This window comes from Halorubellus sp. JP-L1, assembly GCF_011440375.1.
Lineage (GTDB): Archaea > Halobacteriota > Halobacteria > Halobacteriales > Natrialbaceae > Halorubellus.
Window position 1 is genome coordinate 1,127,520 of the sequence record NZ_JAAOIR010000001.1, and the last position, 22,478, is coordinate 1,149,997.

The 22,478-nt window shown below is 68.8% G+C and carries 24 protein-coding genes and 1 tRNA gene; 14 read left to right on the forward strand and 11 right to left on the reverse strand.

What is annotated here, in order from left to right:
* Window positions 1-15: 15 nt before the first annotated feature.
* Window positions 16-750 (reverse strand): DUF1405 domain-containing protein, encoded by a 735-nt coding sequence (locus tag G9C85_RS05605; protein ID WP_166037726.1) that lies wholly within the window; start codon window positions 748-750, stop codon window positions 16-18.
* A 208-nt stretch (window positions 751-958) separates the two neighbouring features.
* Here G9C85_RS05605 and pdxS point away from each other — a divergent pair, with 208 nt between their 5' ends.
* From pdxS to dnaG, 3 genes are all read left to right on the forward strand, one after another.
* Window positions 959-1,867: a pyridoxal 5'-phosphate synthase lyase subunit PdxS gene (gene pdxS / locus G9C85_RS05610; protein WP_166037728.1), complete on the forward strand. Its 909-nt coding sequence runs from the start codon at window positions 959-961 to the stop codon at window positions 1,865-1,867.
* Between the two features lie 312 nt (window positions 1,868-2,179).
* The gene (locus G9C85_RS05615) at window positions 2,180-3,157 is read left to right on the forward strand and encodes a helix-turn-helix domain-containing protein (protein WP_166037730.1); all 978 of its coding nucleotides are present in this window, start codon (window positions 2,180-2,182) and stop codon (window positions 3,155-3,157) included.
* Window positions 3,158-3,563: 406 nt separating this feature from the next.
* Window positions 3,564-4,973, forward strand: a complete 1,410-nt coding sequence (gene dnaG / locus G9C85_RS05620; protein WP_166037732.1) for a DNA primase DnaG — start codon at window positions 3,564-3,566, stop codon at window positions 4,971-4,973.
* A gap of 44 nt (window positions 4,974-5,017) precedes the next feature.
* Here dnaG and G9C85_RS05625 read toward each other — a convergent pair whose 3' ends face one another.
* The 7 genes from G9C85_RS05625 to G9C85_RS05655 form a co-directional block, all read right to left on the reverse strand.
* The gene (locus tag G9C85_RS05625; protein ID WP_166037734.1) at window positions 5,018-5,302 is read right to left on the reverse strand and encodes a HalOD1 output domain-containing protein; all 285 of its coding nucleotides are present in this window, start codon (window positions 5,300-5,302) and stop codon (window positions 5,018-5,020) included.
* A gap of 107 nt (window positions 5,303-5,409) precedes the next feature.
* A complete protein-coding gene (locus G9C85_RS05630) occupies window positions 5,410-5,694 on the reverse strand; it encodes a HalOD1 output domain-containing protein (RefSeq protein WP_166037735.1) in 285 nt (94 codons plus the stop codon).
* Between the two features lie 107 nt (window positions 5,695-5,801).
* Window positions 5,802-6,266 (reverse strand): N-acetyltransferase, encoded by a 465-nt coding sequence (locus tag G9C85_RS05635; RefSeq protein WP_166037737.1) that lies wholly within the window; start codon window positions 6,264-6,266, stop codon window positions 5,802-5,804.
* Window positions 6,263-7,591 carry a DUF92 domain-containing protein gene (locus G9C85_RS05640; protein WP_166037739.1) on the reverse strand — a complete coding sequence of 443 codons (1,329 nt, stop codon included), beginning with the start codon at window positions 7,589-7,591 and terminating at the stop codon, window positions 6,263-6,265. Before G9C85_RS05640 ends, G9C85_RS05635 begins: the two co-directional genes overlap by 4 nt.
* 113 nt (window positions 7,592-7,704) lie before the next feature.
* On the reverse strand, window positions 7,705-8,307 hold the full coding sequence (locus tag G9C85_RS05645; protein ID WP_166037741.1) for a hypothetical protein: 603 nt from the start codon (window positions 8,305-8,307) through the stop codon (window positions 7,705-7,707).
* A 6-nt stretch (window positions 8,308-8,313) separates the two neighbouring features.
* Entirely contained in the window at window positions 8,314-8,892 is a 579-nt protein-coding gene (locus G9C85_RS05650; protein WP_166037743.1) for a hypothetical protein, read from the reverse strand.
* Window positions 8,893-8,937: 45 nt separating this feature from the next.
* On the reverse strand, window positions 8,938-9,369 hold the full coding sequence (locus G9C85_RS05655) for a universal stress protein (protein WP_166037745.1): 432 nt from the start codon (window positions 9,367-9,369) through the stop codon (window positions 8,938-8,940).
* A gap of 152 nt (window positions 9,370-9,521) precedes the next feature.
* Between G9C85_RS05655 and gcvT the strand changes: the two genes are divergently transcribed.
* From gcvT to G9C85_RS05670, 3 genes are all read left to right on the forward strand, one after another.
* Window positions 9,522-10,685, forward strand: a complete 1,164-nt coding sequence (gene gcvT, locus G9C85_RS05660; RefSeq protein ID WP_166037747.1) for a glycine cleavage system aminomethyltransferase GcvT — start codon at window positions 9,522-9,524, stop codon at window positions 10,683-10,685.
* Complete coding sequence (gcvH, locus tag G9C85_RS05665) at window positions 10,682-11,065, forward strand: glycine cleavage system protein GcvH (RefSeq protein ID WP_166037749.1); 384 nt, start codon at window positions 10,682-10,684, stop codon at window positions 11,063-11,065. The genes gcvT and gcvH overlap by 4 nt, the downstream gene beginning before the upstream one ends.
* 120 nt (window positions 11,066-11,185) lie before the next feature.
* Window positions 11,186-11,617 carry an ester cyclase gene (locus G9C85_RS05670; protein ID WP_166037751.1) on the forward strand — a complete coding sequence of 144 codons (432 nt, stop codon included), beginning with the start codon at window positions 11,186-11,188 and terminating at the stop codon, window positions 11,615-11,617.
* Between the two features lie 174 nt (window positions 11,618-11,791).
* Here G9C85_RS05670 and G9C85_RS05675 read toward each other — a convergent pair whose 3' ends face one another.
* Window positions 11,792-12,748, reverse strand: coding sequence for a nucleoside hydrolase (locus tag G9C85_RS05675; RefSeq protein WP_166037753.1), 957 nt, complete (start codon window positions 12,746-12,748; stop codon window positions 11,792-11,794).
* A 118-nt stretch (window positions 12,749-12,866) separates the two neighbouring features.
* On the opposite strand from G9C85_RS05675, the gene G9C85_RS05680 reads away from it, so the two are divergent.
* The 3 genes from G9C85_RS05680 (at window position 12,867) to gcvPB (ending at window position 16,939) form a co-directional block, all read left to right on the forward strand.
* The gene (locus tag G9C85_RS05680) at window positions 12,867-13,826 is read left to right on the forward strand and encodes a PfkB family carbohydrate kinase (RefSeq protein WP_166037755.1); all 960 of its coding nucleotides are present in this window, start codon (window positions 12,867-12,869) and stop codon (window positions 13,824-13,826) included.
* Between the two features lie 288 nt (window positions 13,827-14,114).
* On the forward strand, window positions 14,115-15,452 hold the full coding sequence (gene gcvPA, locus G9C85_RS05685) for an aminomethyl-transferring glycine dehydrogenase subunit GcvPA (protein WP_166037757.1): 1,338 nt from the start codon (window positions 14,115-14,117) through the stop codon (window positions 15,450-15,452).
* On the forward strand, window positions 15,449-16,939 hold the full coding sequence (gene gcvPB / locus G9C85_RS05690) for an aminomethyl-transferring glycine dehydrogenase subunit GcvPB (RefSeq protein ID WP_166037760.1): 1,491 nt from the start codon (window positions 15,449-15,451) through the stop codon (window positions 16,937-16,939). Before gcvPA ends, gcvPB begins: the two co-directional genes overlap by 4 nt.
* Window positions 16,940-17,013: 74 nt before the next feature.
* On the opposite strand, the gene G9C85_RS05695 is transcribed toward gcvPB, so the two are convergent.
* The gene (locus G9C85_RS05695; protein WP_166037761.1) at window positions 17,014-17,187 is read right to left on the reverse strand and encodes a hypothetical protein; all 174 of its coding nucleotides are present in this window, start codon (window positions 17,185-17,187) and stop codon (window positions 17,014-17,016) included.
* 318 nt (window positions 17,188-17,505) lie between these two features.
* Between G9C85_RS05695 and G9C85_RS05700 the strand changes: the two genes are divergently transcribed.
* Window positions 17,506-17,754 (forward strand): hypothetical protein, encoded by a 249-nt coding sequence (locus tag G9C85_RS05700; RefSeq protein ID WP_166037763.1) that lies wholly within the window; start codon window positions 17,506-17,508, stop codon window positions 17,752-17,754.
* A 513-nt stretch (window positions 17,755-18,267) separates the two neighbouring features.
* The gene (locus G9C85_RS05705) at window positions 18,268-18,801 is read left to right on the forward strand and encodes a cob(I)yrinic acid a,c-diamide adenosyltransferase (protein WP_166037765.1); all 534 of its coding nucleotides are present in this window, start codon (window positions 18,268-18,270) and stop codon (window positions 18,799-18,801) included.
* A 29-nt stretch (window positions 18,802-18,830) separates the two neighbouring features.
* Here G9C85_RS05705 and G9C85_RS05710 read toward each other — a convergent pair whose 3' ends face one another.
* A complete protein-coding gene (locus G9C85_RS05710) occupies window positions 18,831-19,778 on the reverse strand; it encodes an MBL fold metallo-hydrolase (RefSeq protein ID WP_166037767.1) in 948 nt (315 codons plus the stop codon).
* Window positions 19,779-20,063: 285 nt separating this feature from the next.
* On the opposite strand from G9C85_RS05710, the gene G9C85_RS05715 reads away from it, so the two are divergent.
* The 3 genes from G9C85_RS05715 to G9C85_RS05725 all read left to right on the forward strand — a co-directional run bounded on the left by G9C85_RS05715 (window position 20,064) and on the right by G9C85_RS05725 (window position 22,392).
* Window positions 20,064-20,333 carry a hypothetical protein gene (locus G9C85_RS05715; protein ID WP_166037769.1) on the forward strand — a complete coding sequence of 90 codons (270 nt, stop codon included), beginning with the start codon at window positions 20,064-20,066 and terminating at the stop codon, window positions 20,331-20,333.
* Between the two features lie 44 nt (window positions 20,334-20,377).
* Window positions 20,378-20,452: transfer RNA gene (locus tag G9C85_RS05720), tRNA-Val, on the forward strand.
* Window positions 20,453-21,261: 809 nt separating this feature from the next.
* On the forward strand, window positions 21,262-22,392 hold the full coding sequence (locus tag G9C85_RS05725; RefSeq protein WP_166037772.1) for a PstS family phosphate ABC transporter substrate-binding protein: 1,131 nt from the start codon (window positions 21,262-21,264) through the stop codon (window positions 22,390-22,392).
* The last annotated feature ends 86 nt before the right edge of the window (window positions 22,393-22,478 follow it).

Genomic DNA, 22,478 nt, shown 5'->3' on the forward strand with positions numbered 1-22,478 from the left:
GACCGTCGCTTCGAGCTACTCGCGGACGCGACGGCGTTCCAGTTTCTTCGCGCGCGTCGAGAGCGCGAGGAACGTCGCGAGCACCGTGAGGACGACGGCGCCCGCGGCCGCGATGCGGTGCGGGCCGGGGGTGTGGACGACGCCGCTCGCGGTCACCTCCTCGGCGGGGATGACCGTGTGATGCGGCGTTCCGACGACGGGAACGAAGTAGTCGACGACGTCGTTCAGGAGGTACCAGCCCGCGGCGACGGCGACGGCCTTCACGGGGAAGTCGCCGATCCGGTGGAGGACGAACCCCTGGAGGACCATCGCGAGGTGACTCCAGAACAGGAAGTTGTACATGAGCGCGCCCGTGTACGCGAAGTCGCTCTGGAACGCGAGCAGGACGAACGGCGTCCACGCGCCGAGCTTCAGGCACCCGAAGAACGCGAGCGCCGTGAGGTACTCGTTCGACCGGCCGACGGCCCACGCGCCGAACGCGAGCGCGATGAACAGCGTCGCGACCGGCGAGTCCGGGACGAACGGCCACATCGCGAGCGGCTCGAACGCGAACTGGCTGCCCTCCCACACGAAGCCCGGTGCCAGGGGGTCGATGCCGTAGTAGTAGAACCCGAACGCGGTCCCGAGGACGTTCGTCGCGACCACCAGCCAGACGAGGCGGAGGCCGAGGTCCTCGATCGCCTCGGGAACGGGCGCGACGTACCACGGCAGGTCTTCACGGGCCGGCAACTCGTCGCGTAACAGCTCCATCACGCCCACCCTGTGCGTGGCTCCCACAAATCACTCCCGGTCGCGGACGACGACCCCGGTCGGCGACGCGAACCGCGTCCGCGCCGCCACCCCAAGTCGTCCGCGCGAACGGCGGCCGCGCCACCACCCCCGTTCGCGGCGTCCTTCGACACCGGTCGGCGACGCCCGTTGCGGACCGTATAAGTGCGACCGGGTGCAATCGTCGTGCATGCCAACCGAGACCGACCTGGAGGACCTCAAGCGAGGGACCGACCTGGTCAAGCGCGGGTTCGCTCGCATGCAGAAGGGCGGCGTCATCATGGACGTCGTGAACGAAGAGCAGGCGAGGATCGCCGAGGAGGCCGGCGCCGTCGCGGTGATGGCGCTCGAGGCCGTGCCGGCTGACATCCGCAAGCGCGGTGGCGTCGCGCGGATGGCCGACCCCGCGGACGTCGCGGACATCGTCGACTCCGTCTCCATCCCCGTCATGGGGAAGTCCCGCATCGGCCACCGGAAGGAAGCCGAGATCCTGCAGGCCGTCGGCGTGGACATGATCGACGAGAGCGAAGTCCTGACGCCCGCGGACGACGCCTACCACATCGACAAGCGCGAGTTCACCGCGCCGTTCGTCTGCGGCGCGCGGAACCTCGGCGAAGCCCTGCGTCGCATCGACGAGGGCGCGGCGATGATCCGCACGAAGGGCGAGGCCGGGACGGGCGACGTGAACCAGGCCGTCCACCACCAGCGCACGATCAAGGGCTCGATCCGCCAGCTCGAGGGCATGAACTGGGAGGAGCGCGAGAAGTGGGCGCGCGAGAACGAGGCGCCCGCCGAGCTCGTGCACGAGACCGCCGAGATGGGGCGGCTCCCGGTCGTGAACTTCGCCGCCGGCGGCATCGCGACGCCCGCGGACGCGGCGCTGATGATGTACCACGAGTGCGACGGCATCTTCGTCGGCTCCGGGATCTTCGGCGCGGAGGACCCCGAGGCGATGGGCGAAGCGATCGTGCAGGCCGTGAACAACCACGACGACCCGGAGACGCTCGCGGAGATCGCGTCGAACCTCGGGAAGTCGATGAAGGGCGACGCGAACGTCGACCTGCCCGAAGAGGAGAAGATGCAGGGCCGCGGCGTCTGAGCGAGGCGGAACGGAGACGGGGCGTCAGCTCCGTTCGGCTATTCTGCGCGGTTCGACCGACGAACCAGCGTTGCGAGTCCGGCGTCAGCAGGCGAATCGAGCCGGGTTCGGTCGTCCGATCGGTCGGTGAAACGTGCGTGGTACCTACCCGCTCGAGGGTACGGTCGGGTTTTCACCGACGCGTTCGCTTCGCGACCCGCCGGACGGCCTCGATCGGGTAATCGGCAGGAAGCGACGGGTCGACGTAGCTCAAAACGAGTTTTCAGCTTGCGAAACCGGCTTTAGGGTATGGGCCAACTGTGCAGGTAAGGCATGTCGCGGCTCCTCCCGTTCCAGTCGGAGACAGAGGTCCCGCAGGACCGTGCGCCGCGCGTCGTCGACCTCGAGGGCGAGGACGCCGAGAAGGTGTTCGGTGCGCTCTCCTCGGAGACGGCGCGCTCGATCTTCACGGCGCTGCACGAGGAGCCGATGACGGCGAGCGACGTCGCGGACGCGGTCGACTCCTCGATCCAGAACGTCAGGTACCACCTGGAGAACCTCTCGGAGGCGGGCCTGATCGAGGTCGTCGACACGTGGTACTCCTCGCGCGGGAACGAGATGAAGGTGTACGCGCCGAAGGACGGCCCGCTCATCGTGTCGAGCGACGAGTCTCGCGCGAGCCGCATCCGGACGGCGCTGAGTCGTCTCGTCGGTGGCGTCGGCGTCCTGCTCGCGTCCAGCCTCCTCGTGCAGTACGGGTGGCAGGAACTGTTCGGTGGCCTCGCCACCACCGGTGCGAGTTCGGACGGCAGTGCGCCGGGCCCGGAGACGGAACTGTCGGGGACCGCCGCGAGCGACGACCAGGCCGCGGGCGACGCCGCCAGCACGACGGCGTCGACGACGAGCGAGGGTGACGGCGGCGACGGCGCCGACGTCGGCATCAACGACGTCGACAGTACGACGACCGCGAGCGGCGGCGGCGAGGAGACGAGTGCGATGACCGGCGAGCCGACGACCGTCGAGGCGGCGACGCAGACCGAAGCGGCGAGGACGGAGCCGGCGACGACCGCCGATGCGGCGACGACGGCTGAACCGGCGACGGAGATGGCGGCGGGGAACGAGAGCTTCAACGTCGCCGCTGAGTCGACCCGGACTGCGGCCGACGCGGCGACGACGGCCGCGAGCGGCGGCGCCGGCGGCGGCGACCTGCTCGCTGGCGGCCTCCCGCCGGGCGCGATGTTCTTCCTCGGCGGGTTCGTCGTCCTCGTCGCGCTCATCGCCTACCAGTACTCCGCGTCCCCGTACCGTTGAGCGCGGTCCCGCATCACTGCGGGCACCCCGCACCGTCGACCGCGGAGTCACCTGGAGGGTGTCGGGCAGGGTGCGTCGGACGCGATCCCTGCAACAAGTATACACCATTCGGCCACGTACTGTCGACGAGTTCGTGCAGCATGCACGAGTTCACTGTCACGATACACTCACGCGCCACCCATCGCGGTGGCCTCACGCGGCGCCCACGTCGGGCATCATCACGCGGTTACGACGCGGTAGCCCCCTCGCGGGGGAACGCCAGACCGACCGCTCCATCGCGGGGCATCAGCAGACCGACCGCTCCATCGCGGGGCATCGGGAGCGAGGCCGCCTCGCGTCGGGGCGGTAGCAGCGGGGCCCTTCAGGCCAGCGGAGACACGTCGGCCCCCGCCGGGGCCAGTTCACCATGGAAGACACAGCAAAGTACCTGATTCACGCGACGTTCACAGCGGATGGGGTCGTCGAGCGGAGCGACGTCGTCGGCGCGATCTTCGGACAGACCGAGGGGTTGCTCGGCGAGGAGCTCGACCTCAGGGAGTTACAGCAGTCCTCGAAGGTCGGTCGCATCGACGTCGAGGCCGACGTCACGCGCGGCCAGACGGAGGGGACGATAACGATCGCGAGCGGTCTGGACAGGGTCGCGACCGCGACGCTCGCGGCGAGCCTGGAGACGCTCACGCGGATCGGGCCGTGCCAGGCGCGCTGCGAGGTGGCGGACATCGAGGACGTTCGGGCGGCCAAGCGCCGTCGCGTCGTCGAGCGCGCGAAGGAGCTCCTGAACTCGGCGTTCGACGATTCGGTGATGTCGAGCGACGAGATCCTCCGGGAAGTCCGCGAGCACGTGCGCGTCGAGGACGTCACGGAGTACGACGGCCTCCCGGCGGGTCCGCGGGTCGCGGACAGCGACGCGATCATCGTCGTCGAGGGTCGCTCTGACGTCCTCCAGCTGTTGAAGTACGGCATCAAGAACGCGGTGGCGGTCGAGGGAACGAACGTCCCGGACGTGATCGCGGAGTTGACCGCGGAGCGGACGGTGACGGCGTTCCTCGACGGCGACCGCGGCGGGGACCTCATCCTCCGGGAGCTCGCGGACGTCGGGGACGTGGACTACGTCGCGCTCGCGCCCGCGGACAAGTCGGTCGAGGACCTCTCGCATCACGACGTGTTCGACGCGCTCCGCGAGAAGGTGCCCTACGAGACGGTGGCGGGCGCGAACGACCCGCGCGAGGCGGTCGCGGCGACGGACGGGAGCGCGACGCCGGCACCGGCGGACGGCGACGGGTCGGGGTCGCCGACGGACGCCTCGGGTGCGGAGACAGCGGCGACGCCGGACGACGGGACGCGGAACCCCGACGGCCCGAGTACGACGCCGGACGCGACGGACGGTGCCTCGTCGGCGATGACTGACGACGCCGAGGCGGCGTCGGACGCAGCGCCAGCCTCAGACGTCGAGGCTGCGTCCGACGGTGAGTCGGCGTCGGTCGAGGAGCCGTCGGCGCCGGAGGCGTCGCAGAGCGCGCCGACGTCGCTCCGCGAGCACGTCGCGGCGGTCGTCGACGAGGGCACCGGCGAGGTCCGGTTGCTCGACGACGAGTACGAGACGCTCGGGAGCGCGAGCGCCGCGGACGCGTTCGAGTTGCTACGGGACGCCGCCGTCGACCCGCACGCCGTCGTCCTCGACGGCGAACTCACGCAGAAGGTACTGGACGTCGCGTCCCAGCGCGGCGTCGACCACGTCGTCGCCGACTCCTTCGGAGACTTCGTGAAGCGCCCGACGAGCGTCCGGATCCGGACCGCCGCCGACCTCACGGTCTGAACCATCGACCGGTGCGGACGTCTCGAGCGGGATTGGACCGACGGTCACGTCGGTGGGTCGTGGATGGGAACGAACGTCGCGTGGCCGTCTTGTTCGACCGTGATGCGGTAGCCTTCGTACGTGAACGTCACCTGTACCTGTGCGTCGGGCGCGGGCGGGTCCTCGAAGAGGTCGGCGATGACGTCCCCGAACGTCTCCCACGTGCTCGAGAGGTCGTCGACGTCCTCGTCGGCGATGTCCGCGACGTGCTCGGCGACCTGGATCGCTGGTTCGGGGCCGTCGAGGTCCAGACGTCTGTGGAGTACCTGCTCGGTGGGTCCGGATAGCATGGGTACGGGAGTAACGGCCCGACTGATATAATTGCTAACCATGAACATACAGCCGAGGTAGGACGCCGTTACTCGGCCTCAAGCCAGTATTTCGCTCGACAACCGGGTCACGTCGGCGGGTCGCCGACGGGAACGAACGTCGCGTGCCCGTCCTGCTCGACGGTGATGCGGTAGCCCTCGTACGTGAACGTCACCTGTACCTGCGCGTCGGGGGCAGGCGGATCCTGGAAGATCTCGTCGAGGAGGTGGTCGAAGCACTCCCACGTGCTCTCGAGGTCCGTCACCTCCTCGCCGGCGATGTTCGCGACGTGTTCGGCCACCTGTTCGGCCGGTTCGCGGACGTCCGTCTGGAGCTGTCGATGGAAGACGTCGTCTGACCCAGTGTCGCTCATCCACTCGGTCCTGTAGCGGCGCGTGCAAAGTTATAGGGGCGTTATCGCCGGCCAGAGCGCCCCACGTGGCGGGGGATCGGGCGGCGACCTGCCGCGTCGGTCGAGCGCTACGCCAGGCCGAGCGAGCGCGTCATCCGGAGGCCGTCGCCGCTCTCGTAGCGGCCGGGATGACGGGCGGCGACCTCGAACCCGAGGTCCTCGTAGAGCGAGCGCGCGCGGTCGTTGTCGGCAGCGACCTCGAGGGTCGCCGCCGCGACGCCGCGCGAGCGCAGTTCCGAGAGCGCACGCGAGAGGAGCGCACGACCGTGCCCGCGGCCGCGGTTGGCGGGCGCGACCACGAGCTCGGACACGTACCCGGTGTCGTACGCGTGCACGTACCCGACCGGAGCGGTGTACGCGCTCCCGTCGATACCGTCGGATCCGTCCGTCTCGGGCGCTCGATCGGGGACGGCGACGACCGTGACGCCACCCGGGAGGCCGTCCGCGAACAGGTCCTCGACCGGCTCCGGGAGGTGCGTCTGGAGGACGCGGATCGTCGGCAAGTCGACGCGAGTGGCGGCGCGGACGGTCACGGCAGGGAGAGCGCGACGTCGAGCGCGACGACGGCGAGGCCGCCGCCGACGAGCGCGCCCGCGAGCGTCGCGAGGAAGTTCACGCCCTGGTTCCCGACCAGCGTGTCCTCGATCGTCGCACCCAGGACGCTGTCGGCGGTCATCCCGACGAACCCCGCGACGAACACCACGCCCGCGCCCGCGACGTCCACCGCCGGGAACAGCGCGAACGCCACACCCGCGACGAGTGCTGCACCGACGAGGCCGGCGAGTTCCCCCTGCCACGTGATCGCGCCGTCGGTCCCCGGTTCCACGCGCGCGCCCGTCGTCACGAGCCGCGGCTCGTCGTACACCGCACCGACCTCGCTCGAGAGCGTGTCGCTCATCGCGGTCGCGAGCGACCCGACGAACGCGAACAGGTACACCTCCTCCGCGAGCGGGACGTGGCCCGCGCCGACCGCGGCGTACCCGACGACCGCGCCGAGCGCCACCGCCGAGTTCCCGAGGACGTTCCCGCTCCCGCGCGCGCCGTCGTTGTCCTCCGCGACGCCGCGCTCGGCCTTCTCCTCGTACCGGAACTTCGTCGACAGCCCGCCGAGCCCGTAGAACGCGATGAGGACCGCGAACCACTCCAGACCGCCGAGGACGATCGTGAGGAGGCCGAGCAGGACGCCCGTGAGCATCCCGGGGACGCTCGCAGTCTCGAGGTAGTACGAGACGTACCCGAAGGCGACGGTGACGCCGACGGCGAGCGCGACCTCGCCGGGGTCGGGGGCGACGACGAGGTCGTTCAGGAACCAGAGCGTGAGCGCGACCGACCAGAGCACGAGCGGGTCGTCGCGCTCGAACAGCGCCGCGCGGACGAGCGCGCCCATGACCGCGCCGGCGACGCCGAGGAACGCCAGTTCCGGGAGGCTGACGGTCGCACCCTCGCGGACGAGCGCGAACGCCGCTCCGGGAACGAACGCGACGGCGCCGCCGGCGGCGAACCCGGCGCTCGCCGCGAACGGGTCCGGGTACCGTTGCTTGACGAGTTCGCTCGCGAGGTTCCCCCACACGAGCAGGAGGACCGTGCCGACGAACACCTCCAGCGGGAGCGCGGCGATGAACCCGAGGATGCCCAGGCCGGTCGCGGCCAGCGTGAACGATATGAGGCCGTAGAGCCGGTCTTCCTCGCGGTCGCCGGGGCGAGCGAACAACTCGAAGAGCGGGCCGGACTCGACGGCCGCCGTGAACGCGAGCACCACCGCCGGGATGACGACGGCGACGCGGCCGACGACGGGGACGGCGAGTACGAGCGATCCGACGAGCGCGAACGCACCCGCTCGCCGTACGGTCCGATTCACGCGCCGTCGGTTTTCCCGGCGATTACTTACCTGTTCCGAACGCGCGGGCGCGCCACCCGTCGCGTCCGGGGATTCCGTTCGCGCGCCGAGGACCGAATTCGAGGTCGCCGCGGTCACGAGTGCTCGGAATGCAGGCGGTCCCGGAAGAACCCGACGAGGCCGCTGACGGGGCCGGCGCCGGCGAGCGCGACGACCAGTGCTCCGACGACGTTCGCGACCATGTCGGTGGCGATGTCCTCGATGCCGTAGACGACGAAGAACCCGATCAGGAACTCGGCGACCTCCCAGACGATCGACGTCGAGAGAACGAACACGACGATGAAGACGCCGCGGAACGCGTCGGGGACGTCTATCTCGTCGGTGTGCGTCTCGAGCGCCCGGAACAGCGCGTAGCCGAACGCCGCCATCAGCGCCGCGGAGACGAAGTGCGCTATCTCGTCGTACCACTGGTAGCGTTCGTACAGGCCGGCCGCCCCGACGGCGTGGAGGAACACCGCGACCGTGATCCAGAGGACGAGGCCTGGGTGCATGGCGTAGTCGTACTCGCGGCGGAGCAAGGCGGGGACGAACGTGATGCCGAGACTGACGGCCGCGGCCCCGAACGTCCCAAGTGCGACCGTGACCGCGCCGTACACCGCGAGACAGGCGAGGGAGACCTGGAGGACTCTGGTGAGGCGGCGTTCGGTCGTCGGCGCGTCGACGTCGCCGATGCCCATGGACGGTCACCCCCTCGACTGCCGGTCGAGGGAGCCGGCGGCGTCGAACTGTTCGAACGACCATTCGAGGGCGACGCCGAGGACGACGCTCACGACGACGACGTACACGATGTCCCACTGGAGTTCGGCCTGAGACGGCAGGAAGCCGGTCCCGAGCCACCGGTCGGCGTAGAACTGGACGATTATCCAGCACGCCTGGAGCGCCATCGTCGTCATCGTCGCGAAGACGACCGCGAACCGCCGGCTCAGCTCGACGTCGGTGTGGCGGGCGAGGGCCGCGACGAGCACGAGCGCGACCGAACTGACGACGAGGTAGCCCGAGAGGTCGGGGTAGACGCCGGCCGCGCGGAGCACGACGGCGACGGCGGCGACGGCCGAGAACGACCACGGGACCGACGCGGTCGACGACCGGGTCGCGACGGCCGGCAACGCGAGAAATGCGGCGACCAACAGCGCCACGCCACTCCAGACGACCCGACCTGCGAGGAACTGCGCGACGGCGGCGAGTGTGACCGTGGCTATCGCCGCCCAGCCGACGACGGCGTCCCGGCGCGAGTCCAGCGATTCGGTTCGGTTCTGATCCATGTGACGAAAGGTGGTGATCGTGACGAACGCCAGCGGTCGACGTCGCTACGGCCGGGCGACGAGCACGGACGAGTCCGCGGACTGCACGACCCTGTCGGTCGTACTCCCGAGCAGGTCCTCCTTCAGTCCGGAGTGGCCGCTCGTTCCGACGACGATCAGGTCGACGTCGTGCTCGCGACCGTACGCCTCGATCGCCTCGTGCGGAACGCCCTCGAGGGTCTCTCGTTCGTACCGAACGTCGGCCTCCTCGGCCACCGCGACCGCGTCGTCGAGCGCGTCGTCGGCCACGGACTCGAGCGTCTCGGTGAGGTCGTCCGCGATCGTTCCGACGGCCGACGCCGACATCTCCGTCCCGACGTCGACGACGTGCAGGAAGTGCACGCGCGCGTTGGCGGTCGCCGCGAGCGCCACTGCCTCGTCGACCGCGACGGAGGCCGGGTCGCTACCGTCGGTCGGCACGAGGACCTCGTCGTACATGCATCGACTTTCGCGGGTCTCGGGCAAAAGGCCGAGGCCGGCAGCGTACTGGTCGCGCCGCGGACCGGAAACCGCCAGCCGCACGGTCGTTCCCGCGGTGGGGCCGGCTCGCGATACGAAAGCATTACTTGTCGGCGGGCGACGGGTCGAATATGGCCCTGGAGACGCCGCCGTTGCGCGACCGTCACGCCGAGGCCGGCGCGAAGTTCACCGAGTTCGGCGGGTGGGACATGCCCGTCGAGTTCGATGGCATCCGCGTCGAGCACGAGGCCGTCCGGGAGCACGCGGGCATCTTCGACGTCTCGCACATGAGCGAGATCGAGGTGTCCGGACCGGACGCGACGCGGCTCATGCAGCGGTTGACGACGAACGACGTCGCCGCGCTCGAGGCCGGCGATGCACAGTACGCGACGATCACCGACGAGGCCGGGGACATCATCGACGACACCGTCGTCTACCGACTCCCCGAACGCGGCGATACTGCGGACGGCGTCGACGAGCACGCCGACGACGCGGACGACGGAGGTGCGAGCGATTCGCCGTCGTACCTGTTCGTACCGAACGCGGGGCACGCCGACCAGATGCACGAGCGCTGGACGGACTACCGCGACGAGTTCGGGCTGGACGCGACCGTTCGCGACGCGACGTACGACTACGGGATGTTCGCGGTCCAGGGGCCCGACGCAGTCTCGCACGTCACGGACGCGGCGAGCGAGTCGGTCGCGGACCTGTCGCGGTTCTCCGCGACGTGGATGGACGTCGCGGGCGTCGAGTGCCTCGTCGCACGAACCGGCTACACGGGCGAGGACGGCGTCGAACTCGTCGTTCCGTGGGCCGACGCGGAGACGGTGTGGTCGGCGTTCGCCGCGGACCGAGACGTGACGCGGTGCGGACTCGGTTCGCGCGACACGCTCCGCCTCGAAGCAGGACTCCTCCTCTCGGGGCAGGACTTCGACCACGAGGAGAACCCGCGGAACCCCTACGAGGCCGGCATCGGGTTCACGGTGAAGCTCGACACCGAGTTCGTCGGCCGGGACGCCCTCGAGCGAGCGAAGGAGGAGGGCGTCGACGAGAAGCTCGTCGGGTTCCGGCTCGTCGAGCGCGGCGTCCCACGGCACGGGTACGACGTCACCGACACCGACGACCTGGTCGTCGGCGAGGTGACCAGCGGCACGATGAGTCCGACGCTCGGCGAACCGATCGGACTGGCGTACGTCGACACCGACTACGCGGACCCGGGGACCACGCTACGCGTCGTGGTCCGCGGTGACTCGAAGCGAGCACGCGTCGAATCACTCCCCTTCTACGAACGATGAGCTTCAACATTCCGGACGACCGACGGTACAACGAATCGCACGAGTACGCGGCCCGCGACGGCGACACGGTCCGCGTCGGCATCAGCGACTTCGCGCAGGACGAACTCGGCGACGTGGTGTTCGTCGAACTGCCCGACGTCGGCGACGACGTCACCCACGGCGAAGCGTTCGGCGTCGTCGAATCCATCAAGGCAGTCAGCGACGTGTACGCGCCCGTCAGCGGCGAGGTCACGGCCGTCAACGAGGACCTCTTCGACGCGCCCGAACTCGTCAACGACGACCCCTACGGCGACGGCTGGATGCTCGAGATCGAGATGGAAGACGAGAGCGAACTCGATGAACTCCTCAGCGCCGACGAGTACGAGGCGCAGGTCGCCTGAACGCGGTCGTTTCGACCACGCGACGATCCGCCGTATTCGAGGTCATTTTCGGAGCATCCGGACAGCATCGTTGCATGCTAGCTTATCACCCGAAGGCGCGTCTGTACGGGTCGAACAACAGTGGTAGAATTAATCGATAACAAGGAAGTCGTTCGTCGGTTCGCAGAAGAAGTCATCAACGAGCGCGATACCGACGCGGCCGGCGAGTTTCTCGCCGAAGACATCGCCGACTCCACTCCGTTTGGGGAAACGTCCGGACGTGACGCCGTGGTCGAAACCATGCGGACGATCTGGACTGCGTTCCCCGACTTCGCTGTGACGCTCGAAGAAGTGATCGCGGAGGGCGAGACCGTCGCCGTTCGGATGATTCAGCGGGGGACACACGATGGGCCGTTCATGGGGATCGAGCCGACCGGACGGTCCTTCGAGATCGAGGCGATGGGGTTCGCCCGATTGGAGAGCGGGAAGGTCGTGGAACGTCGAGCGAACCCCGATCTGCTCGGACTGTTCCAGCAACTGGGTATCGAGGAGCTGCCCGCCACTGGAGCCTGAACCGATCGCCGGATCACGCGATCGGCCGAGACTGGATGCCGACTACCGAGCAGACCTACTGAACGAGTGACTCGGCGAGCGGTCCGCGAATCGAACCGGTCCATCGCGCTGGAATCTGCCGCTGAGTAGCGCATACCGGTTCTATCGAGCGCAGAGCGTTTCGACTGGGTCGATTCATCGCGACCGTTCGGGGTCGCCGTGCAGGAGCATGTCGCTGAACATCGTCTCGAACGCGGTGGCGTCGATGGCTTCGACCACCCTGGTTCGGGGTTCGCCGTCGGTGATTCCGAGTTCGTCGACCATGCTGTAGCCGCGCGTGATGCCTTCGCGTTCGTCGACGTCGACGTGGTACGTGCTGGCGTCGGTGACGAGGTCGGGGTCGAGCGCGCACGCGACCGTGAGCGAGTCCGGCTGGGTGGTGGCGTCGACGCCGAGGCGTTCCTTCGAGAACTCGCGGGGGTGCTCGGTGATGGTCGTGAAAAATTGCGCGTACTCGCTGTCTGCGTCCTCGAAGACGGCGAGTTCGTCGGCTTCGAGCATCGCCTGCCGGACGGTGAGGCCCCAGTCGACGAGCGTGACGTCGAGTTCGTCGAGGACGACCTTCGCGGCGTCGGGGTCGACCCAGAAGTTGTACTCCGCGCTCGGGGTGTCGTTCCCGAGCGTGTTCACGGCGCCGCCCATCACCCACACCTCGTCCAGCAGGCGGTCGAGTTCGGGCTCCTTCCGGAGCGCGAGCGCGACGTTCGTGAGCGGCCCGATGCAGACGAGCGTCACCTCTCCCGGGTGCTCGCGGGCGGTCTCCACGATGGCGTCCGGGCCGAATCCCTCGGCCGAGGGGACGCCAGTGTCCGGGAAGATCTCGCCGCCGAGGCCGCCCTCGCCGTGGATGTGGTCGACGTGCTCGTGGTCCTTCACGAGCGGCGACCGCGCGCCCTCGTAGACGGGAACGTCGTCGGCCTTCCCGGCGAGTTCGAGCGTGTGCTTGGCGTTCTCGACCTGGTGGTCGAACTCGACGTTCCCCGCCACGATCGTGAGCGCTTCGAGGTCGATGCCGTCCGCGAGCGCGGCCAGCAGGATGCCCATCGTGTCGTCGCCCGCGGTGTCTGTGTCGAGGAGTACGCGGCGTCCCATGCCGTCACCCAGCGTGACCGGGACCATAACCGCACCGTCATCCGTCGTCGTTGCCGGCACCGCGACGCCCCGGGTTGAGTCGGGAACGCTCTTTGCACCCCGCGACGTCCGGTGGCGCATGGGCAGGGTCGCGAGCTTCGGGAGCGTGAACGTCGACCACGTCAGGTACTGCGAGCGCGCGTGGCTCGCGGCGCAGGCCGAGCGCTACGACTGGTTCCCGGCGGCGGGCGAGACGCGGAAGGTCGAGTCGGTCCCCGAGGCGTTCGCGGCCGCGTTCGACCGGACGTTCCTCGGCGGGAAGGGCGCCAACCAGACGGTCGCGGCGGCGGCCGCGGGCGCCGACGCCGCCCTGTTCGGGGCAGTGGGAGCGGACGCGAACGAGCACGCGGTCCGGGAGCGACTCGCGGAGCGCGACGTCGACGCGTCGGCCGTCGAGTCGGTCGACGGGCCGACGGGCGCGGCGTACGTCGCCGTGGACGAGGCGACCGGCGAGAACCACATCGCCGTCCTGTCGGGCGCGAACGGCGCGGTCGACGCCGCGTACGCCCGCCGGCACGCCGACGCGCTCGCCGGCGCGGACTGCGTGGTGCTCCAGAACGAGCTCCCCGTCGAAGCCGTCCTGGGCGCGCTCGACGTCCTCGCAGACCGTCCGAATCGGCCAGTTGTCGTGTTCGATCCCGCGCCCGCGGACGAGAACGCGGCGCGCGTGCTCGCTCACGAGTGCGTGGACGCGACGACGCCGAACGCGGGCGAAGCCGACCGCCTCGACGCGGCGCTCGCGGCGTTCGACGGCACGATCGTGCGGACGCGCGGCGCGGACGGCGCCGCCGTCGACCCCGGCGAGCGCGGCCCGTGGACCGGCGAGGCGTTCACGGTCCCGTCGCCGACCGTCGACGCGGTCGACACCACCGGCGCGGGCGACGTGTTCGACGGCTACCTGGCGGCGGCGCTCGCCGAGGACCGACCGCTCCGCGACGCAGTCACCGACGCCGCCGTCGCCGCCGCGCTATCGACCACGCGCGAGGGCGTGCAGTCCGCCGTCCCCGACCGCGAGCGCGTCCGCCAGTACCGCGACTGACCGCCGAAACCGCGAGCGCGTCCACCAGTACCGCGACTGATCGGTGGCCGACAGCCAATCAGCGCGCTCGGTATACAGGGACGACCCCATCGGGGCGAACCACGGCCCTTGTTCTACGCACGTCCGTGCATATGCTCTTTCCCGGAACCGTACCGCTCATGTGGCCCCGGTTCGAATCGCCGCCAGAGAACCGACAGCAGCGCTCCGGCCGCCGGCCGCGGGCGACGCGGGACCACATCCACCACTACGCATGACAGGCAGCACCAACGCCCGAGGGAGGACCGAGGCATGAACGGACGAGAGACCGCGGGAACGCCGTACGCGCCACACGGCGACGCGGAGACCCGGACGATGCTCGACGCGGTCGGCGTCGACTCCGAGGAGGCCCTGTTCGACATCCCCGAAGACGTCAGGTTCGACGGCGACTTCGGCATCGACTCGCGCACCGAGCGCGAGATTCGCGCGGAGATGGCCGACGAACTCGCGCGGAACCGCGACCTCGTCGAGTTGCTGGGTCGCGGCCACTACGACTACTACGTCCCGAGCGTCGTCGACCACCTCGCCGATCGCTCGGAGTTCCTGACGAGCTACACGCAGTACCAGCCGGAGGTCACGCAGGGGTTCCTGCAGGCGCTGTTCGAGTACCAGAGCCTCCTCGTCGAGCTGACGGGACTGGGGATCGCGAACTGCTCGATGTACGACGCCGCGACCGCACTCGGCGAGGCGGCGACGCTCGCCGAACGCGTCCGACAGACCAGTGGGTCGCGCGTGCTCGTCCCCGAGCACCTCGCCGACGGCCGCCGCGAGGTCCTCGCGAACTACGTCGCCGGCACCGACCTCGTCGTCGAGTCGTACGCGATGGACGACGGCGTCGCCGACGTCGACGCGCTCGGTGAGGCCGTCGACGACGAGACCGTGATGGTGTACGCAGAGACACCGACGGTACGGGGCTGCATCGAAGAGGACCTCGACGCCGTCGGCGACCTCGCCGACGACGCGGACGCGCTGTTCGTCCTCGGCAGCGACCCCGTGGCACTCGCGCTCCTCGAGGAACCGGCGAGCGCCGGCGCGGACGTCGTCGTCGGCTCCGCAAGCGCCCTCGGCCTCCCGCAGAGTTACGGGATGGACCTCGGGCTGTTCGCGTGCCGCGAAGACTTCGTCCGGCAGGTCCCCGGTCGACTCGTCGGCGCGAGCACGGACGCCGACGGCCGGCGGACGTACACGCTCACGCTCCAGACGCGCGAACAGCACATCCGCCGGGAGCGCGCGACGTCGAACATCTGCACGAACCAGGCGTGGGTCGCGCTCCGCGCGGCGATGCACGCCACCGGTCTCGGCGCGGACGGCCTCGCGGACCTCGCGAAGCGCGACGTCGCGGACGCCCGCGACCTCGCCGACCGCGTCCACGACGTCCGGGGCGTCCAGGCGCCCGTCCACGACCGCCACCACCTCCGGGAGTTCGTCGCGCACACCGACCAGCCCGCGCCCGCGGTCGTCGACGACCTCGCCGACGAAGGGTTCGCCGTGCACGCCATCGGCGAACACCACGTCCAGATCTGTACGACTGGCACGACAGACGCCGAACGCGACGACTTCGTCGACGCACTCGCGGAGGTGGCGCGATGAGCGGAGACGCCACCGACGGAGAGGCACCCGAAGGCACCGACGCGGACCGCTCGGACGACGGCTTCCACTTCGACCAGGCGCGGTGGAGCGACGGCGATCGCCACGAACCCCTGAGTTCCGAGAAGCACACGAGCGAGGCCGACTACGACGACAGCCCGCTCCCCGACGACCTCACCAGGGACGGCCTCGAACTCCCGAAGCTCGAGGAGCCGGAGCTCGCGCGTCACTACACGCGCCTCTCCGAGATGAACTACGGGATCGACAGCGGCCCGTACCCGCTGGGGTCGTGTACGATGAAGTACAACCCGAAGTTCACGGAGGACGTCGCCGCGGACCCGAACGGCCTCGTGCATCCCGACCGACCGGTCGAGACCGTGCAGGGGACTCTGTCCGTCCTCCACGGCCTCCAGGACTACCTCGCGCGCATCGGCGGGATGGACGCCGTGACGCTCCAGCCGCCAGCCGGCGCCGCCGGCGAGTTCGCGGGCGTCCTCGTCGCCGACGCGTACCACGAACACAACGGCGATGACCGCTCGGAGATCATCGTTCCCGAGAGCGCGCACGGCACGAACTTCGCGAGCGCCGCGCTCGCCGGGTTCGACGTCGTCTCGCTGCCCGGTGGCGACGACGGCCGCGTCGACCTCGACGCCCTCGACGCCGCATTGAGCGACGACACCGCACTCCTGATGCTCACGAACCCGAACACGCTCGGGCTGTTCGAGCGCGACATCGAGGAGATCGCGGACATGGTCCACGACGCCGGCGGGCTGCTGTATTACGACGGCGCGAACCTGAACGCGCTCCTCGGCCGCGGTCGCCCCGGCGACATGGGGTTCGACCTCATGCACTACAACGTCCACAAGACGTTCGCCACGCCCCACGGCGGCGGCGGCCCCGGCGCCGGCCCCGTCGGCGTGACCGACGAACTCGCGCCCTTCCTTCCCGACCCGCAGGTCGTCGAAGCGCCCGACGAGCGCTCGCTGTCCTACGAGTTCGAGACGCCCGAGCACTCCATCGGGAAAGTCCACGGCCAGTACGGGAACTGGCTCGTGCTCGCGAAGGCGTACGCGTACATCGCGCGCCTCGGCGACGACGGACTCAGCGACTCGAGCGCGAAAGCCGTCCTGAACGCGAACTACCTCGCGAGTCAGATCGAGTACGAAGTCCCATACGGCCCCTTCCACCACGAGTTCGTCGCCAGCGCCGGCGACCAGGACGCCGCCGACGTCGCCAAGCGCATGCTCGACTACGGCGTCCACCCGCCGACGACGAAGTGGCCCGAGATCGTGAGCGAAGCCCTGATGACCGAACCCACGGAGATCGAGGGCAAGCGCACGCTCGACCAGCTCGCGCGCGCGTTCAACGCTGTCGCCGGAGAGAGCGACGACACCATCGAGAGCGCGCCCGAACGGACGACTGCCGCCCGCATCGACCAGACCGAGGCCGCACGCGACCTCCGGCTCTCCTGGCACGCACTCGAGGACTGACCAGCCTCCACCCCACTCACCTTCTCGACGACGCAGTCGCTATCGACCGTCCGTGAACTCGTGGAGAAGACGCCTCAGGCGTCGGCTTCGGACGTGTCGATGACGCCGTCGACCTGCACGAACCCGTAGTCGCAGTCGGGACAGTGCCACTTGACCTTCGTGCCGAGGTGCAGCGTCGTGCTCGCCGCGCGATAGAAGACGCGTTCCTCGCCGCAGTCGGGACAGTAGTGCTCGAGTTCGAGGCTCATGTGCCCGGATTTCCGACGCGGACTGTTGAACGTACCGATTCGAGTCACGGTGTGGACGGCCTGACGACGCACTCGTAAATCACATATCGCGATAGCAAATCGGCGTCGGTGGTTCGAGAGCGGGCGTCTCGCACCGCTCGCCGAAGCACGGCCCGTTCCCGATTCCAGGCTCGCTCGAGTAGGGAGCCGCCGGAACGCGGCCAGACCAGTCCCGAGTCCGCTGCGAGATCCCGCAGGTCCGCGAGAAGCGAACGGACGGTGAAAGTCCAGTTTCACCCAGGTCGTGGACTGAAGTACCGTCCGTCTGATGGGTATCGTATGTCGACCAGCCAGTCCGCCCCGGCGGTGCTCACACCGACGCGCGTCGCGAGCGCCGCCGCCGTCCTCGCCGGCCTCGGACTCGCCAGCTACGGCGGGTACACGCAGTACACGATCTCGCGCGCCGTCGCCGATGGTGCCTGCGACGGCTGTGCGCCCTGGCATCCGCTGTTCGTGGTCGCACCCCTCGTCGTCGGCGTCGTTCTCGTCGCCATCGGCTCCTACGCGTTCGCGAAGACCACCTGCTGACGGGACGTGGGCGCGGTCGTCGTCCGTACGCGAACGCCAGCTCGTTCGGCGAAGCCACACCTGCGGCCTGCACGAACGACGGACCGAAGAGCTGACCGCGGTCGACGCGTCGTCCACCTCGCGCAGCGACAGCGTCGCCGGTGGAGTGGATCGGTTCTACATCGCGCACGCGGGGGCGAGCATCGCACCGAGCTCGAAACGCTCCCCAGTCGAACGCGTACCCCCAGTCGAACGCGTACCCCCAGTCGAACGCGCACACCCAGTCGAACGCGTCGTCCTCCAGACCGGAGACCTCGTCGCTCTGGCGCTAGCTGTCGTCGGGGGCGGGCGCATCGATTCTCGTCGTCACGGTCCTCCGGACGTTCGAGCGGCGACTCCGCCGTCGTACCCTGGAGTCCGCGCGTCGGTAACCGGCGAGTGTTAGCTCCGCCCCGGCGATTTCGTATCGCGCATATTGGTTTATCGGAGGTGTTCCGGGCGATAGTTAAGTGCCAGCGGGCCCGACGGCGAGGCATGAAGATCTACACCGGTCGTGGCGACGAGGGGATGACCGACCTGCGGGACATGAGCCGGGTGTCGAAGACGAGTCCGCGGATCGAGGCGTACGGGACCGTCGACGAGCTGAACGCACTCATCGGGACGGTGCGGCCGACGGGGCACGACGACGTCGACGAGATCCTCCGCGGCGTCCAGAACCACCTGCACGTCGTGCAGGCGGACTTCGCGAACCCGGACCCCGACGAAGACGACCCGCAGGTCGAGGAATCCCACGTCGAGGAGGTCGAGGCGTGGATCGACGAGTACGAGGACGAGCTCGATCCCCTGGAGTCGTTCATCCTCCCGACGGGGTCGGAGAAGGGCTCGCGGTTGCATCACGCGCGGACGGTGTGTCGGCGCGCGGAGCGCCGCGCGGTCGAGTTCGCCGCGGGCGACCCGGTGAACGCCGAGGCCATCCAGTACCTGAACCGGCTGTCGGACGGACTGTTCACGTGGGCGCGCGTGGTGAACAAGCGCGACGGCGCTCGCGAGGACAACCCGACGTACTGACCCGCCGTTCGATCCCGGGAGGGATTTTCTCAGGTGCGTTCGTAGACGACCATGCCGCCGCGTTCGTCGCGTTCGACCTCGCCGCGGGCTTCGAGGACGTCGAGGTGCCCGACGGCTTCGCTCATGCCGGAGAACTGCTCGGTGGCGGGCAGGTCCTCGAAGAGGCCGTTCATGACGTCGACGGCGGTCGTAGGGTCGTCGAGGAGGTCGCGGACGTTCTCGGTGCGGTCCTCGTGCGCGGCGAGTATCTCGTCGATCCGTGCCGCCGGGTCGTCGATGACCTCTCGGTGGCCGGGGAGCAGTCGGTCGTAGTCGCGGGCGCGGAGTGCCGCCAGGGCGTCGTTGAACGCGGGGAGGACGCGCGGTCGGTCGTCGCCCTCCTCCATGGGCGGCTGGAGGAGGGGGTTCGGAGTGATTTCCGGGAGGACGTTGTCGCCGACGACGGCGTGGCGTTCGTCGTCGTGGTCGTACGCGAACGTGAGTTCGCCGGGGGCGTGCCCGGTCGTGGTGCCGACGTCGAGCGTCCGGCCGTCGACGGTGACGGTGTCGGCGGCGTCGAGGACGCGGTCGGTGTCGACGTCCGGGGCGTACTGGACGAACGCTTCGGGGAGTTCGGTGACGGTCTTGGCGGTCGACTGGGCCATGCCGTGACGCTGGAAGAACTCCTGGAAGTACCGTTGTTCGTACTGGAGTCGGTCGCCGAAGTTGGCGATGATGCCGGCGGCGGGTTCGCTGGCGAGGACGCGCGCGCCGCGGTCGCGGAACCGCCTCGCGAGCCCGAAGTGGTCGGGGTGGGGGTGTGTGACGAGGACCTGCTCGACGTCGTCGGGGTCGAGGTCGGCCTCGGCGAGGGCGGTGAGGAGCGCGGACCAGGCCTCTTCGCTGGCGGGCCCGGGGTCGACGATGGTGTGGCCGGCGACGTAGGCGTTGACGCGCCCGATCTGGAAGGGGGTCGGGATCGAGAGTCGTTCGAACACGCCAGTGGCGTACGCGACGGTGCTGGTAAACGGTTTGGGGCGGAAGCAGGAGCGGAGCCGTGTCGCGGCGGTGGCCGCGTGATGCCCACGGCTCTTCTGGACCGTCGGTCACGAGGCGACGGTCCCTGGTTGGGACAGACTTGTGCGAGTGGCAGAGGGGGAGCGCCCGCCGCCACGGTTTTAGGTTTGCCTAAATCATTGGTAAATCCACCGGTTTCGGTTCGCCTAAAACCAGGTACGTCGGCGACAGGTTCTTGTCCTCTCAGTACCAACATAATACGTAGCATGAACAAGCACTTCGAGGACGCCCGATACTACCTGCAGCGCGCGGGCGAACACGCAAAGGCCGGGTTCGAGGAGGAGGTAGAGCCGCTCGTCGAGCGCGTCAACGAGTTCCGTGGCGTCGAGCCCGAGCCCGAACCGACGCGCGTGGAGCGGCTCCAGGCGGACCTCCTGGAGTTAGAGCAGCGCGCTGAGGGGGAGGCACGCGAACGCCTCGCCGAGGCCCGCGAGAAGGTGAGTGCGTACCGCGAACGCACCGAACAACCCGCTTGAGAACGGAACCCTTTAGTTCGCCAACCGGGTACCGACGAGTGCCTGGGTTGGTGGTCTAGCCAGGTTATGACGGCTCCTTCACACGGAGCAGGCCGGCGGTTCGAATCCGCCCCAACCCACTTCTGCTTCCGCAAACCGACGAGCGTAGCGAGGAGGCTGCGGGAGCAGAATGGTTCTGTGCGGATTCGAACCCTGCCAGTCGCGCGCAGCGAACGGAGTGAGCGAGCACGTCTGGCTCTAGTTCGAATCCGCCCCAACCCACTTCTCGCAGCACAATACGACGAGCGCTAGCGGGGAGTCTGTGCTGCGAGAAGTGTTGACGGTGCGATTCGAAACAGGGAGCGAAGCGAACGATGTGAGCGGAGTGACCGAGGTTCGAATCCGCCCGAATCCGCTTCTTCCGGCCCCGTGATGGCGGTCGAGAGCGAGGAGTCCGGGGAGCGAGGAAGTGTGAGGTGGGATTCGAATCAGGAGGGGCGCGAGTGAGTGGAGTGACTGTGGTTCGATTCCGTCCACGTTCGTGGAGCGCCGGGTGGTGGGCCGGGATTCGTCGGGCTGTGTGTGGTGAGCGGCGTGTTTGGGTTCGGTCGGGTGGGTGGGACTGTAGGTTGGTGGGGAGGTATATAGGGCAGGATCAGAGGAACGCACACAGTTATCAGTTGTATTACTAGTTGGTCGGTTAGACGATGTGTTGGTTTCGTTTGCGTGATATTTGGTGGCATCGCTCGACGAATGTTCGTCGAGACCTACGCGCGTATTTTACCGTAATAGTAGGCCTCGGCGGCTTCGACAGGGGTTTTCCGAGGGTCATCGAAAGCCGCCAATGACAACGTTTGTCTATATAGGAGAATGTTTTCTCACGAGAGTGCATAGATGCCTATAGGTCTATTAGCAACCGCTTTAATCGGAATCCGTCTTCGTACGTGTAATGGCGGAAGACCGGAGGCGGTTCCCGGCCGGGGCATCGCGTCGCAAGTTCATCGCGACGGCCGGCGTCGCTGGGGTAGCGGCGCTCGCGGGGTGCATGGGCGACTCGTTACGTGGTGCACGACGCCGACGCGAGGCGGCCACGTCGACCACGAGTGAGGCCACGTCGACGACGTCGGCGGGCAGTGACGGCCCGGGGCCGCTGACGTCCGACGGCTCCTCGACGGTGTACCCGATCATGAACTCCGGTGGGTCGTACTGGAACGCGAACCGGCCCGCGGACGACACCGAGTACTGGCCGCACGACGAGTACGGCATCGACACCGAGAAGAACCTCGCGGACTACTGGGCTGGCCTGTACGGGTTCGAGTCCGGGGACAGCGGAGAGCCGCCGTTCCGGTTCACGGTGGCGCTCTCGCACTCGGGGACGGGCGTCGAGAAGGTGATGAGCGGGCAGGTCGACATCGGGAACTCGTCGGGCGCCGTCGAGGACGAACTCCCCGACCGCGAGTCCTACGACGCGTTCACCGATCACGTCGTGGGCGTGGACGGCCAGCCGCTCGTCGTCTCCGAAGAGATCGCCGAAGCCGGCGTCACGAAGATCACTGGCGACGAACTGAAGGGCCTCTACAAGGGCCGCATCACGAACTGGAGCGAACTCGGTGGCCCCGACCGCGAGATCCAGGTGCTCGGGCGCGTGAAGGGCTCGGGGACGCGGACGTCGTTCGTCGCGAACGTCTTCGGGAACCCCGAGGAGGACACGCAGGTCGCGAGCCGGTTCGGGCAGAACCAGCGCCTCGCGCAGGCGGTCGCGCAGGCCGACAACGCGATCAGTTACCTCGCGCTGACGTTCATCGACACCGACGGCGTGTCCCCGATCGCGCTGGAGTGGGAGGGCACCACGTACTCCTACCAGGACGACCGGAACGGCCTGGACTCGAAGGACTACCCGCTCTCGCGGGACCTCCACGGGTACACGTGGGAGGGGACGTCGAAGAAGGAGGCGGCGTTCCTCCGAATGATACTGAGCGACTTCGGGCAGGACACGTTCGTGAAGCCGAACAACTACTTCGCGCTCGGGAAGCGTCGCCAGGAGGAGCAGCTGGCGAAGCTCCCCGAACCGTCGAACTGACCGCGGTCGCGAGCGAGCGACCCGTACCGGCGTTCGAGAACGCGGACGACCAAACGCAAGCTACCAAACGCACGCTACCAAACACA

Excerpts from the sequence above, each read along its gene's own strand:
- G9C85_RS05625 (WP_166037734.1), bottom strand. The coding sequence starts at position 5,302 with ATGCTATCCGGACCCACCGAGCAGGTACTCCACAGACGTCTGGACCTC.
- G9C85_RS05655 (WP_166037745.1), bottom strand. The coding sequence starts at position 9,369 with ATGTACGACGAGGTCCTCGTGCCGACCGACGGTAGCGACCCGGCCTCC.
- G9C85_RS05705 (WP_166037765.1), top strand. The coding sequence starts at position 18,268 with ATGAAGATCTACACCGGTCGTGGCGACGAGGGGATGACCGACCTGCGG.
- gcvH (WP_166037749.1), top strand. The coding sequence starts at position 10,682 with ATGAGCTTCAACATTCCGGACGACCGACGGTACAACGAATCGCACGAG.
- gcvPB (WP_166037760.1), top strand. The coding sequence starts at position 15,449 with ATGAGCGGAGACGCCACCGACGGAGAGGCACCCGAAGGCACCGACGCG.
- G9C85_RS05675 (WP_166037753.1), bottom strand. The coding sequence starts at position 12,748 with ATGGGACGCCGCGTACTCCTCGACACAGACACCGCGGGCGACGACACG.
- G9C85_RS05680 (WP_166037755.1), top strand. The coding sequence starts at position 12,867 with ATGGGCAGGGTCGCGAGCTTCGGGAGCGTGAACGTCGACCACGTCAGG.
- dnaG (WP_166037732.1), top strand. The coding sequence starts at position 3,564 with ATGGAAGACACAGCAAAGTACCTGATTCACGCGACGTTCACAGCGGAT.
- pdxS (WP_166037728.1), top strand. The coding sequence starts at position 959 with ATGCCAACCGAGACCGACCTGGAGGACCTCAAGCGAGGGACCGACCTG.
- gcvPA (WP_166037757.1), top strand. The coding sequence starts at position 14,115 with ATGAACGGACGAGAGACCGCGGGAACGCCGTACGCGCCACACGGCGAC.
- G9C85_RS05695 (WP_166037761.1), bottom strand. The coding sequence starts at position 17,187 with ATGAGCCTCGAACTCGAGCACTACTGTCCCGACTGCGGCGAGGAACGC.
- G9C85_RS05715 (WP_166037769.1), top strand. The coding sequence starts at position 20,064 with ATGAACAAGCACTTCGAGGACGCCCGATACTACCTGCAGCGCGCGGGC.
- G9C85_RS05650 (WP_166037743.1), bottom strand. The coding sequence starts at position 8,892 with ATGGATCAGAACCGAACCGAATCGCTGGACTCGCGCCGGGACGCCGTC.
- gcvT (WP_166037747.1), top strand. The coding sequence starts at position 9,522 with ATGGCCCTGGAGACGCCGCCGTTGCGCGACCGTCACGCCGAGGCCGGC.
- G9C85_RS05645 (WP_166037741.1), bottom strand. The coding sequence starts at position 8,307 with ATGGGCATCGGCGACGTCGACGCGCCGACGACCGAACGCCGCCTCACC.
- G9C85_RS05630 (WP_166037735.1), bottom strand. The coding sequence starts at position 5,694 with ATGAGCGACACTGGGTCAGACGACGTCTTCCATCGACAGCTCCAGACG.
- G9C85_RS05725 (WP_166037772.1), top strand. The coding sequence starts at position 21,262 with ATGGCGGAAGACCGGAGGCGGTTCCCGGCCGGGGCATCGCGTCGCAAG.
- G9C85_RS05615 (WP_166037730.1), top strand. The coding sequence starts at position 2,180 with ATGTCGCGGCTCCTCCCGTTCCAGTCGGAGACAGAGGTCCCGCAGGAC.
- G9C85_RS05700 (WP_166037763.1), top strand. The coding sequence starts at position 17,506 with ATGTCGACCAGCCAGTCCGCCCCGGCGGTGCTCACACCGACGCGCGTC.
- G9C85_RS05605 (WP_166037726.1), bottom strand. The coding sequence starts at position 750 with ATGGAGCTGTTACGCGACGAGTTGCCGGCCCGTGAAGACCTGCCGTGG.